Annotated in this window: 11 protein-coding genes; 8 read left to right on the top strand and 3 right to left on the bottom strand. The window is 62.5% G+C overall.

Going from position 1 to position 12467, the window contains the following annotated elements:
* Positions 1-216 precede the first annotated feature (216 nt).
* The 6 genes from pbpC to AC0IYN_RS07290 all read left to right on the top strand — a co-directional run bounded on the left by pbpC (position 217) and on the right by AC0IYN_RS07290 (position 7585).
* Complete coding sequence (gene pbpC / locus AC0IYN_RS07315) at positions 217-2529, top strand: peptidoglycan glycosyltransferase PbpC (RefSeq protein ID WP_471840932.1); 2313 nt, start codon at positions 217-219, stop codon at positions 2527-2529.
* Positions 2530-2671: 142 nt separating this feature from the next.
* Positions 2672-2980, top strand: a complete 309-nt coding sequence (locus AC0IYN_RS07310; protein ID WP_025857622.1) for a MazG-like family protein — start codon at positions 2672-2674, stop codon at positions 2978-2980.
* Positions 2973-3722, top strand: coding sequence for a methyltransferase (locus AC0IYN_RS07305; protein ID WP_078046686.1), 750 nt, complete (start codon positions 2973-2975; stop codon positions 3720-3722). The genes AC0IYN_RS07310 and AC0IYN_RS07305 overlap by 8 nt, the downstream gene beginning before the upstream one ends.
* A gap of 24 nt (positions 3723-3746) precedes the next feature.
* On the top strand, positions 3747-4349 hold the full coding sequence (locus AC0IYN_RS07300) for a DUF4136 domain-containing protein (RefSeq protein WP_406599258.1): 603 nt from the start codon (positions 3747-3749) through the stop codon (positions 4347-4349).
* Between the two features lie 45 nt (positions 4350-4394).
* Positions 4395-4952 (top strand): DUF4136 domain-containing protein, encoded by a 558-nt coding sequence (locus tag AC0IYN_RS07295; RefSeq protein WP_457249276.1) that lies wholly within the window; start codon positions 4395-4397, stop codon positions 4950-4952.
* A 683-nt stretch (positions 4953-5635) separates the two neighbouring features.
* The gene (locus tag AC0IYN_RS07290; protein WP_471840930.1) at positions 5636-7585 is read left to right on the top strand and encodes a pilus assembly protein TadG-related protein; all 1950 of its coding nucleotides are present in this window, start codon (positions 5636-5638) and stop codon (positions 7583-7585) included.
* On the opposite strand, the gene AC0IYN_RS07285 is transcribed toward AC0IYN_RS07290, so the two are convergent.
* A complete protein-coding gene (locus AC0IYN_RS07285; RefSeq protein ID WP_471840928.1) occupies positions 7582-10308 on the bottom strand; it encodes a PAS domain-containing sensor histidine kinase in 2727 nt (908 codons plus the stop codon). The genes AC0IYN_RS07290 and AC0IYN_RS07285 overlap by 4 nt on opposite strands.
* Positions 10305-10748 (bottom strand): TadE family protein, encoded by a 444-nt coding sequence (locus AC0IYN_RS07280; RefSeq protein ID WP_406599385.1) that lies wholly within the window; start codon positions 10746-10748, stop codon positions 10305-10307. The genes AC0IYN_RS07285 and AC0IYN_RS07280 overlap by 4 nt, the downstream gene beginning before the upstream one ends.
* Positions 10749-10820: 72 nt before the next feature.
* Here AC0IYN_RS07280 and AC0IYN_RS07275 point away from each other — a divergent pair, with 72 nt between their 5' ends.
* The gene (locus AC0IYN_RS07275) at positions 10821-11270 is read left to right on the top strand and encodes a prepilin peptidase (protein WP_457248551.1); all 450 of its coding nucleotides are present in this window, start codon (positions 10821-10823) and stop codon (positions 11268-11270) included.
* A 126-nt stretch (positions 11271-11396) separates the two neighbouring features.
* The gene (locus AC0IYN_RS07270; RefSeq protein WP_457239564.1) at positions 11397-12185 is read left to right on the top strand and encodes a response regulator; all 789 of its coding nucleotides are present in this window, start codon (positions 11397-11399) and stop codon (positions 12183-12185) included.
* A gap of 11 nt (positions 12186-12196) precedes the next feature.
* On the opposite strand, the gene AC0IYN_RS07265 is transcribed toward AC0IYN_RS07270, so the two are convergent.
* The gene (locus AC0IYN_RS07265; RefSeq protein ID WP_078046694.1) at positions 12197-12466 is read right to left on the bottom strand and encodes a DUF3613 domain-containing protein; all 270 of its coding nucleotides are present in this window, start codon (positions 12464-12466) and stop codon (positions 12197-12199) included.
* Position 12467: the final 1 nt, after the last annotated feature.

The following is a 12467-nucleotide window of genomic DNA, read 5'->3' as shown; positions in this document are numbered from 1 at the left end:
GTGTGTCCTGATGAGAAGGTGGGCGTATCTGTGCTTTTGGTTGTTATTGCGACGGGCTAGTTCCCTATAAGCATAGAGGTTTGCCGGTTTAAACATGGGTTTCATTAATTGTACAGGGTTCAGGGTAGGAGCCGGCTTGCCGGCGATTGCGGTGTGCCTGTGACAAATGTGCCAACTGAGTCGCCACGATTGCCGGCAAGCCGGCTCCTACGGGTTTTGCGTTGGTTTGTAGGGGTTGTTGGGGTGGTGGTCGCGCTGATTTGGCTGGCCGATCGGATGTGGCCGTTGCCGTTGCCCAAGGATGATTTGGCGCGGGTGGTGCTGGCTGAGGATGGCACGCCGTTGTGGCGGTTTGCCGATGCCAATGGGGTGTGGCGGTATCCGGTGCAGACGCGTGAGGTGTCGCCGTATTACCTGGACGCGTTGCTGACCTATGAGGACCGTTGGTTCTATCAGCACCCCGGCGTGAACCCGCTGGCGCTGGTTCGGGCGACGTGGCAGAACCTCACGGGTGCGCGGGTGGTATCGGGGGGCAGCACGTTGTCGATGCAGGTGGCGCGGCTGTTGGATCCGCATTCGCGGACCTTCCATGGCAAGTTGCGCCAGTTGTGGCGCACGGCGCAGTTGGAATGGCACCTGTCCAAGGAAGAAATCCTCAACCTCTACCTGAACCGCGCACCGTTTGGCGGTACGTTGCAGGGCGTGGCGGCCGCCAGTTGGGCGTACTTGGGCAAATCGCCGTCACAGCTGACCCAGGCCGAAGCCGCCTTGCTCGCGGTGTTGCCCCAGGCGCCGAGCCGTTTGCGCCCGGACCGCCATCCTCAACGCGCCCAGCAAGCTCGCGACAAAGTGCTGCGCCGCCTCGCCGAGTTCCAGGTGTGGCCCCAGGCCGCCGTCGATGAAGCCCTGGAAGAACCGCTGCTGCTCGCCCCGCGCCTGGAACCGAGCCTGGCGCCTTTGCTCGCGCGCCGCCTGAACCGCCCCGACAGCCCACCGCTGATCCGCACCACCCTGGATGCCACCTTGCAACGCCGCCTCGAAGACCTGCTACTGGGTTGGCGTGCACGGTTGCCGGAGCACACCTCCGCCGCCATTTTGGTGGTGGAAGAGGAAACCATGGCCGTGCGTGCCTACCTCGGTTCGGTGGACATCAACGACACCAAGCGCTTTGGCCATGTGGACATGATCAGCGCGCTGCGTTCGCCGGGCTCCACGTTGAAACCCTTCCTCTACGGCATGGCCCTGGATGATGGGTTGATTCATTCCGAATCCCTGCTGCAGGACGTGCCCCGGCGTTATGGCGATTACCGGCCGGGCAACTTCTCCATGGGCTTTACCGGTGCGGTGCCGGCGAGTACGGCGTTGTCCAGTTCGCTTAACCTGCCGGCGGTGCAGTTGCTGGAAGCCTATGGACCGAAGCGGTTCGCCGCCGAGATGCGCATCGGCGGCGTGCCGTTGGCGCTGCCGGCATTGGCCGAGCCGAACCTGGCGTTGATCCTGGGCGGCGCCGGCAGCCGCCTCGAAGACTTGGTGAGCGGCTACAGCGCCTTCGCCCGGGACGGCAGGAGCGCCACCCTTCGATTACAGCCGGACGATACGCTTAGAGAACGGCCTTTACTGTCGCCAGGATCCGCCTGGATTGTGCGGCGTATCCTCAGTGGCCAGGCACGCCCGGACCGCGACCCGCGTGCCGAGCTGGTGCAACGCCCGGTGCTGGCCTGGAAAACCGGCACCAGCTACGGCTTTCGGGATGCCTGGGCGATTGGCGTGGGGCCGCGCTATTTGATCGGCGTATGGATCGGCCGCCCGGACGGTACGCCGGTGCCGGGGCAGTTCGGCCTGGCCTCGGCAGCGCCGCTGATGTTGCAGGTGCACGACGTGCTGACCAACCGCGACAGCCAGCGCGGTATCAGCGCACCCGTCAAAGCGGTGCCGGCCAATGTTGGCGTGGCGGCGATCTGTTGGCCACTGGGCCAGCCCATGAGCCGCAGCGACCCCAATTGCCGTCGCCAGCGCTTCGCCTGGACGCTGGATAACACCACGCCGCCCACCTTGCAGGCGCTGGACCAACCCTTGAGCGTGGGCTTGATGGAAAGCGTGTGGGTCAATGCCAAGGGCTTGCGGGTCGACGCCCATTGCCCTGGCGCCGAGCACAAGAACATCGCCCTGTGGCCTGCGCCCCTGGAACCCTGGCTGCCCAGGGCCGAGCGCCGCGAAGCGCGCATCCCTGCAGCCGACCCCGAATGCCCGCCACCGGCGCTCGCCGCGTCTTCACCTTTGTCGATCGTGGGTGTGCGCGAAGGCGACCAACTGCGCCTGCCCGCCGCCAGCCAACAGGCACTGCGTCTGAAAATCTCCGCCCTGGGCGGCAGCGGACGGCGCTGGTGGTTCCTCAACGGTGCCCCCCTGGGCGACAGCGCCAACCAGGACTTTATCAACACCAGTTTCGAGCGTCTGGGCCGCTACCAGCTCAGCGTCCTCGATGAAGCCGGTCAAACGGCCCGGCTTGAGTTCAGCGTCGTCGATTGAATCGCCATCGCCGGCAAGCCGGCTCCTACAAGGGAACGCAGTCCAAACTGTAGGAGCCGGCTTGCCGGCGATAGCGGCCTAAAGGTTCACTTGCCTTCAAGGCTAATCCCCCCGAAGCTATCCACCTTCAGGAGCCCCCCGCATGAACCTCGAACACCTCACCGAACGCCTGCACCGCATCCGCGATAACAACGACTGGAAGCCATTCCACAGCCCGAAAAACCTGGCCATGGCCGCCAGCGTGGAAATGGCCGAGCTGGTGGAAATCTTCCAATGGCTGACCGAAGACCAGTCGCGCCAGCTCCCCGCCGATAAACTCGCCCATGCCGGGCAGGAAGTCGGCGATATCGTGCTGTACCTGCTATTGCTGTGCAGCGAGCTGGGCCTGGACATGAACGAGGTGGTGCGCGCGAAACTGGCCGACAGCGAACGGCGGTTTGCCCATGAGTGACCGCCATTTCGACCAGCTCGCCACGCGCTTCGCCGAAAAGATCTACGGGGGCGCCAAAGGTGCCATACGCCTGGCGGTGCTCCAGGCCGACCTGACCGAGGCCCTGCCCAAGCGCCCGTTGCGTGTGCTGGATATCGGCGCGGGCCTGGGCCATATGTCGCTGTGGTTGGCCGAGCAGGGCCACGACGTCACCCTGGCCGAACCTGCCGAGCCGATGCTCGAAGGTGCACGCCAACGCTTTGCCGACGCGGGGCAGACCGCCACCTTTATCCATGCGCCCTGGCAAGACCTGCTGGGCCAGCTCACCGAACCCTACGACCTGGTGTTGTGCCACGCGGTGCTGGAATGGCTGGCCGAGCCCCATGCGATCCTGCCGGTGCTGCACCAGCTCACGGTGCCCGGCGGCTGGTTGTCGTTGGCGTTCTACAACCGCGATGCGCTGATTTACCGCAACCTGCTCAAGGGCCACTTCCGCAAAATGCGCAAGAACGACATGGCCGGCGAAAAGCAGAGCCTCACGCCGCAACAACCCCTCGACCCGCGTGAATTGGCGGCGCAACTCGACGGCCTTTGGCAGGTCGAAAGCCAAAGCGGTGTGCGGGTTTTCCATGACTACATGCCAGTCGAATTCCAGGCGCGCGCGGATTTGCAGGACCTTTTGGAGATGGAACTCGCTCACCGTCGTCACCCAAGCTTTGCCGGACTTGGGCGTTATTTGCACTGGATCTGCCGTCCGGTTTAAGCGGCCCAGTCTGCGGAGGTCGAAATGCGTCGTCTCTGTTTGATCCTGTTGTCCCTCGGGCTGGCCGCGTGTTCCAGCCCCAACCCTTATGTGGCCGCTTCGGCGCCGATCCCGCCGGCGCCTCCCCAGGCTGCCAGCACCTTTGATGCCAGCGCCTACCCGGCGCCGGTGCGCGACTACGGTGCTTACCGCAACTGGGCCTGGCGTAACGGCCAACTGCCGGCGGGCACCGCCTGGGCGGATTCGGCGCAGATTGCCGAAGCGGTCAGCGGCGCCCTCGACCAGCGCGGCCTGCGTCCCCTGCACGACAAGCGCCCGGCAGACCTGCTGGTGAGCGCCGATGTGCGCCTGGAGAAGCGCCTCAAGCAAGTCCAGGATGACTATGGCTACGGCTATGGCGGTTACAACCGCTATGGCAATGGCTACGGCATGTACAACTCGGTGCCGATCGTGCGCACCTATGAAGTCCAGGTCGTGGTGGTTCGCGTCAACCTGTTCGATGCCCGCACGGGTCAGCCGGTGTGGAGTGCCAACGCGGAAACCGGCAGCCAGGGAAGCCTCAGCGAGCGGGGAGAGGCCTTGCGTCAGGCGGTGCAAAAGGCAATGACGGCGTATCCTCCCAGTTAACAGCTATTCTCATCTCAAGCGCGGGTCGCTTTTTGGAGAAAAACCATGTTTCGTCGTATCGCTACGCTTGCTGTTGTAGTGCTGCTGGGCGGTTGCCAGACCAGCCAGGTCAACCACGATTTTGACGCCAGCCGGGATTTCGGTGCCTACCGCAGTTGGGCCTGGAAGGACCCGGCGCTGCAATATCGCCCCGATGACCCGCGCATCAAGAGCGACCTCACTGAACAGCGCATCCGGCAGGCCGTGGGTGAACAACTCGACCAGCGCGGCTTGCGCCCGTCCACGTCCGGCGCCAAGGCTGACCTGAATGTTCAGGCCTACCTGATCGTCGAGGACCGTCAGCAGCAAGTCACCACCAACTATGGTGGCGCTTGGGGGGGGCCGTGGAATGGCTATTGGGGCGCGCCGATGTACAACGAAACGCGCAACATCACCTACAAAGTCGCCACCATCCAGATCGACTTGCTTGACGGCAAGGACGGCAAGCTCGTCTGGCGCGGCAGCGATGAACAAATGATGGCTACCTCGCCCAACCCTCAGGATCGTGACAAAGCCATTCGCACCACCGTCACTCGTGTCCTTTCCAGCTATCCCCCTCACTAGTTCCCGCAACCTGTAGGAGCTCGCTTGCCTGCGAAGGCGGCCTGACAACCGGCCGCTCTCTAACTGTCACCCCGCGATCCAAAATGTGGGAGTTGGCTTGCCTGCGAAGACGGCCTGACAGCCGGCCGCTCTCTAACTGTCACCCCGCGATCCAAATGTGGGAGCTGGCTTGCCTGCGAAGGCGGCCTGACAGCCGATCTGGATGTTGGATCTGATCGGGTACATATCCGTTATTTGGGTAACGGCTGCTATGGGTTCCGCCCTTACGGCGGGTCACTTTGGAAAAGCCCCAAAGTAACCAAAGGGCTCTTGCCCCAACACTCGGTACCTCGCCTAGGCTCGGTATGCCCGTAATCCGACAGGTATTTGGGGGGCCGCCGCCACGCGCCATCCATGGCGCGGGGCGGCTAAACCGGCATCCCTGCCGGTTTACCCCCCAAATCCCTGTCGAATTCCGGCCAGCGTGTTTGACGGGGCGCCTAAGATCAAAAGCAGGGTCAAGATCAAGATCAACAGCGGCTCGCTTCGCATCGTGGTTACGGTGGTTGTCGTGGGTGTTACAACGTTGTGTCGATATTTATCGTCATCACCTGCAGGCCAGCGCCCGCATTGATTTGTGGCGACTGGCCAGCCCTTGTCTACACTCCAAACAACTACGGAGAGTAAGCGCTAAGGAGTGCCTGATGTCTCCCCGACTTCGTTCCAGGCAACGTGGTGCGATTGGCTTGATGGCAGCAGGCACCCTGGCGGTGGCCATGGTGTTTATGCTGTTGGCGGTGGACAGTGGCCGCCTGTACCTGGAAAAGCGCAAGCTGCAGTCCATCGCCGACACCTCGGCCCTCGAAGCTGCTGGCCGTGGTGGCGTTTGCACCCCCAGCAGTACCGCCAACGACTATGCCGTACAGAACGCTACGCGTAACGGGTTTCCGGTGGTCGCCGGCGATAACAGCCGTGGCCTGGCGGTGACCTGCGGTGCGCTGGTGACCAATGCCAGTAATATCCGCGTGTTTACGGTCGACGCCACCAAGAATGACGCCGTGCGCGTGGTGGCCACTCGCAGTGTAACGACCAGCCTCGCCAGTGGTATCTGGAACATGTTCAGCGGTGCGCCGATGTCCTCGCAGATGATCTTGAGTGCCACCGCCGTGGCGGCTTATGCGCCTCCGGTGGCGCAGTTGACCATTCGCAGCAGCCTGGCATCGGTGAATTCCAGCAATTCCCCGCTATTGAACATGGTCATCGGCAATCTGTTGGGCGGCAGCCTGTCGCTGACCGCTGCGGGTTGGAATGGGTTGCTGACCACGAATGTGAACCTGCTCAGCTACCTGGATCAGTTGGCGATTCAATTGAATGTGACGGCGGGCGACTACGAGGCGTTGCTCAACACGGCTGTCTCCGCCAGCCAGTTGATCGACGCCGCAGTCAAGGTGCTGCAGAAAAACGGTTCGGTGGCCACGGCGATCATTAACGACGTGATCTCACTGAAAGCCATCGCCCCCAATACCCAGCTTTTGAAAGTGGGGGATCTGCTCAAAGTTGCCAGCGGAACACCCGCCGCAGCCTTGAACACCACTGTGCAGTTGTTCCAGTTGTTGGAGACGGTGGCGCAACTTTCCAATAGCAAGAGCGCGGTGAGTGCGGCAGCCCAGGTGAACATCCCGCTGGTGGGCAACGTCTCGATCCAGACCAAGGTCATTGAGGCACCGCAACTGTCGGCGATTGGTAATCCGGCAAAGGCCAAGGCCGGGCTTTTGAATAACCCGCAGACCGATCAGATTTTCGTACGCACCGCCCAAGTACGCACATTGGTCACCATCGATGCGCCGATCATCAAGGTGGTTTCAGGGGTTTCATCGATCCTTTCCGGCCTGGGCACGCCTGTGTCGAAGGTGGTCGGCGGCCTGTTGAACTTAAACCTGCCGGCAGTGGTGGGCGGCGTCTTGTGCCTGGTGGCGTGCAATGTCGCGGATGTTGATATCACCCAAACGCTGTCCATTTATATCGAGGCAGCCAGTGCGCAAAGCTATGTCACGGACTACAACTGTGCCACGCCTGCCACCAAGTCGCTGACGGTCAAGGCCACCACTTCATTGGCCACCCTGGGCGTGGGCTATGTTGATCCGGTTGCGGCATTTTCTTCATCGGCCCCCGTCACCGTGCAGCCGGTCAGGCTGATCGACTTTGGCCAGCGCTATTGCATTGTATTGACGCTGCTATGCGGTCCGCGCACAGCGGGCGTGGGCGGAGGATTGAATCTGAAGGCGCTGACGACCGTGGGCGCGCAAACCAACTCGATGCTGTTCTTGCCCGTGGCCGAAATGAACACGACGCCGACTTACAAAAGCCCGCCAGGCACCGCCGATATCATTCATAGCCTGGGAGATACCTTGAGCGGCCTGCAGGTCACTTACGTACCGCCCACTGGCAGCACGCCCGGCCCGGCGAACGGTACCGTTACCAGTGCCCTGGCAACCATCGTCAGTTCGGTGGTCAACCTTGTCCAGGACGTACTGGCGCCGATACTCGACCCTATCGTCAACACTTTGCTTTCGGCCCTGGGCATCAGCCTCGGCAACGCTGAAGTCGGCGCCAACCTCACCTGCCACATGGGGCGTGCCTACCTGGTGATCTAAACCACCGGCAACTCCACGCAAAACCTCGCGCCTTGCTCACCATTGGCAACGCTCAAGCGTCCGCCCATGTTTTCTACAATGCCGTAGCTCACCGACAACCCGAGCCCAGTGCCTACGCCAATCGGTTTGGTGGTAAAGAACGGTTCGAAAATCCGCTCCAGCAAGCGTGGGTCAATGCCGCCACCGTTGTCTTCTACCCAGATCCGCACATGGCGGCTGTCATGCTCGCACTGCACCGCAATCCAGGGACGGAACCCAGGATCTTTTTCGCGCTGGCTCAACAGCGCATCACGGGCATTGACCATCAGATTGATCAGCACCTGCTCAAGCTGGTCGACGTGACCTTTGACCTGCACAGTAAAGTCCGCCGGTGTTACGCGCACTTCCACGCCCTTGCCGCGCAGGCCTTCGCCGAGCAGCGACAGTGTGCCTTCCACCGCCTGCGACGGGTCGAAGGGCTGCTGTTCGATTTCCGAGCGGCGGCCGAACACGCGCATGTGGTCCACCACCCGTGCTGCGCGCTGCACCTGGGTGTCGATGCGCTGGAGCTTTTCGGTGAGGTAGTCGATCTGCGCATCGCCGTTGCCCAGGCGCTTGAGCACATTGACGATGGCCATGCGCATCACGTTCAGCGGCTGGTTGATCTCATGGGCCAGGCCGGTGGCCATTTCGCCCAGGGTGGCCATCTTGGCGCTCTGGGTCAGTTGCTGCTGGGAGCGGCGCACTTCGGTGTTGTCGCGGCCCACGGCCTGCACTTCCACCAGCGCGCCCTGTTCGTCAAACACGCCACGGTCCGACCACACCCACCAGGCATGTTCGCGTCCCGGCAACTCCAGGCTGATCTCAGCGGTGCTCACCGGGAATTCCGGGGTCAACTGGCCGATGCGCTGCACAAAGGCCTGGCGTTGTTCCTCCGACAACCAATGGCCCAGGTTCAAGCCCGGCAATTGCGCGGGCAGACACTCCAGGTAATTGGCCAGCGGCGTGTTGCCGAACGTCAGGGTCAGGTCCGGGCGATAGCGGCAGATCATCGCCGGGGAGTCCTCGACCAGGATGCGGTAGCGCTCTTCGCTGTGCTTGATCTGTTCGGCGGCCAGGGTCGCGTCGGTGACATCCAGCCACAGGCCGACGGCTTCCACCGGCAGGCCGAGGTCGTCGCGCAGCAACTTGGCCTCATCCAGCAACCAGTGGTAGTTGCCCTGTTTGTCACGCAGGCGGTAGCGGCTGCGGACGCTGCCTTCGCGCAGCAATTGGCGGCTGCGCTCAAAGTACAGCTCGCGGTCGTCCGGGTGGATCAATGACGCCAGGCTGTCGTGGTTGCAGTCGGCCAACGTCCAGCCCAGCAGCGGCAGCAAGCTGTCACTGAAGAACGCCGGGTGCAGGGCGCCGTTGACGTAGCGTTGCACATAGATCACCGCCGGTGAGCTGGCGATCAGGTTATCCAGGCGCGCATGGGCGGCGGCGGCTTGCAGTTGCTGGTTCTTGATGTCGCTGATGTCGAGCATGAAGCCGATCCAGCGGCGGCTGTCGCCCACGCCCAGCACTTGACCCTGTACCCGATACCAGAGCGGGTTGTGCTCGGCGTCGGTGCGTTGCAGGCGCACGCTGGTCAGCAGCGGTTTGCCCAGGGCTTGCAGGTCGTGCAGGCGGCTGTTGAGTGCCTGGCGGTCGGCGGGATGGATCAGTTCAAGCCACTGGTCCAGCGGCTGGCGGGTCGGGCCGTCTTCCAGGCTGATATTGTGCAGCAACTGCGGGGCCAACTGGATCTCCTGAGTGGCCGGCAGCAGTTCCCACCAGCCGGTGCCGAGCAGGCCTTGCAAAGCCTCCATGCGGTCGAGTTGCTGGTGGTAGCGCTGCTCGCGCAGGCGGCTCAGCAGCGGGGCGGCGAGGGCGGCGGTGAGGTTCAGCCAGTCGCGCTCGTTGGTGTGTCGTTCGCCATTGAAGAGGCCGCAGAGCAACCACGCGGCGACGCCCTGACTGTCACGGTAGGGCACCAGGAAACCGTCGGTAGTGCCGAAAATGCCGTGCAGGCGTGGGTGGTCGCTGCGCGCCAGGGCCAGGCTCAACGGCGCGTTGCCATTGGCACTGTCCAGGCTGGTGCCCAGGTGCTGGCCGGTCTGCCACAAGGTGGGCGCATCGTGGGCGGCGTAGTGGCTGTAGATGCGCCAGCCTTGGTCGTCCTCATCGAGCAAGGCCAGGGCGACGCAAGGGATTCGCCAGCGCTGGGCCAGGCTGCGCAGCTGTTCATTGAACACCTCAGGCAGGCGCGCTAGGCTGCACACGCGCAATTGCTCGCTCATCTGGCAGGCCAACTGATGGTTCTGCTCGCGGTGCTGGGCCAACTGCTGGCCGGCGATCAAGTCGCCAACGTCTTGCAGGTGCAAGTTCCAGCCATCACCCTGCGGCTCGACCCAGCCTCGGGTGTGCAGGACCTGGCCGGTAGCGCCCTGGAAATCCAGGTCCAGGCTCTGGTGTTGCCAGTCGGCGGGGCTGCCTTCGATACTCAGCGCGCTGTTGGCGCACAGCAGTTTACGCAACAGCGGCCGGGGTTCGCCCACGCCGTGTGGCGCAAGCTGTGGGCGCAGGGTGCCGCCGATGCTTAGCACGTGGCCCTGGGCATCCAGTTGCAGGTGCAGCCCTGGCGTCGGCGTGCCGGATGTGTCGAGGGCCAGCGCGCTGGTGCGGCCGAGCAGGCGCCCGAAGAGCTTATCCCCCGAGGTCAAAACTGCAGGCTCGAACTGGCATACAAATTGGCCGGCAAGTTCGGCACAGTGCCGATCACCGGCAACACCAGCGCCGGGAATACGGAATAAAGGCGGCTGGTCGGGTATTTGATCGTGACGGTCAGCGTGGTGCCGCTGTACGTGGCGGTGACTAAATCGTCGGAAAACTGGAAGCTTGCCGGGATCCACTTCAACTGGGTGATCGCGGTGGTCTTGGCGCGTGCGGTTACCTGCGTGCCGTAATTGGTGCCTGCGGCCACCGGGTCCACCGACATGGCCTGGCGCACGGCCTCGGCAGCCGCCTGGTTGAACGACTGCATCATCAGCAGTGGCAGGCTATAGCTGACCAACCCATAGAACACCGCGAAAAAGATCCCGAAGACCAGGGCGAATTCAATCGCCGCAGCACCTTTTTGCTTTTTGGGGAGGCCCGTTTTCATGACTGCGTCTACCCTGACGGCTACTACCTGATATCAGCATAGAATCATTCAGCGAAAAGGGATGTTTTTTACGTGATCCAAAGCGTGGTGATACTGCTCTGGCTGGGGCTCTGTGCGTTGCAGGATATGCGTCAACGGCAAATCGCCAACAGCTTGACCCTGGGGGGGGCACTGCTGGCATTGATTTACCTGCTCTGGATGGGCCTGACCTGGCTGGGAGCGCCCGCCAGCGAGGGGGGCTGGGCCTTCGCTGTGGTGCTGCTGCTGACCTTGCCCGGCTATGCGCTGGGCCGCTTTGGCGCGGGGGATGTGAAGCTGCTGGCCGCCCTGGCCCTGGCCAGTTCGCTGGACGTTTTGCTGTGGTCATTGATCGGTGCCGCCGTGTTCCAGGGTGCCTGGGTGCTTATCAGTCAAAGGCTTAGCGCGCGTCGAGAGGCGTCGGCTCCGGGAGTGTCAACAAAGCAGCCTTATGCACCCTTTTTATTGACAGGGTTTGCGCTGTATTGGTTTTGGATCCATTAGTCGCACAAGGCCTCTATCGCTATGTACATAGTCGGAAAGTAGGTCTACGTTTATTGAGTGGATGTATAGGATTCTTCGTCAAAAGGGATAGGTCAATCTTTTGGCTTGCCAGGCATGGAGTAGCGCGTGAACAAGCTTACCTCGGCGGTGAAAGTGCTCGTGGTCGACGATCAGCCGTTGATCGTGGAAGAACTGTGCGAATTTCTTGAAGGCAGTGGCTACCGCTGCGTCCCTTGTGAGTCCAGCCGACACGCCTTGCAGCGCTTCAGCGAAGACGCCGAGATCGGCCTGGTGCTGTGCGACCTGCACATGCCGGACATGGACGGCATCGAGCTGGTGCAGGCCATGCAGAAAGTGGCCGGCAAGCAGCGGGCGTTCGAGGCGATCATGCTGACCGGGCGTGCCGACAAACAGGACGTGATCAAGGCCCTGCGCGCCGGGATCTCGGATTACTACCAGAAGCCGATCAATCTCGATGAATTGCTCGAAGGCCTGCAACGCCAGGAAGCGGCATTGGAAGAGCGGCAAAAAGAGCTGCAACTGGGGCACCTGAACCAGAAGCTGCAATACCTCTCCGAATCCATCAATGACCTGTATCAGGACCTCGACAAAGTACGTCGCAGCCCAGGTGCCGGCTTGGCGGATGAGGGCGAGTTGGCCGCCGAAGAAACCGGGCCGCTGGAAATCCCGACCATTTTCAACCAGCTGTCACCGCGCCAGCTGGATGTGGCGCGCCTGGTGGGCAAGGGCCAGACCAACTACCAGATCGCCTGTGAACTGGGGATCACCGAAAACACGGTCAAGCTCTACGTGTCGCAGGTGTTGCGCCTGACCCATATGCATAACCGCACTCAACTGGCACTGGCCTTGTCGCCGAACAATTCGGCGATGCGCCAACGGGTGACGGCACACTGAATCTTCGGGTGTTATTGGCTCTTCCCGCCCTTGGACGAGCCACCGGACTCTGACTCGAAAAACTCCGGGATGGGGTGCTTGTTGCTGTCCAGCCAACGCTGCAAGGCATTCTCCCGTTCTGCGGGCGTGGTCCTTTGCGGCGTGGGTGAAGCGACACGCCCATCGACCTGCAAGGCCAGCCAGTTTTCCGTCTCTGCCTGTTGCGGGGACGATGGACCCGGTTCAATGGCCAGTGCGCTCAGCGGAAGCAGCGCCAGGCCGATCAGGTAATGTGCTTTCATC

The sequence above is a fragment of the Pseudomonas sp. AC112 genome, from assembly GCF_979253545.1.
Note: the sequence above shows the minus strand (reverse complement) of the source record. Positions and strands in the feature narration are given on the sequence as shown.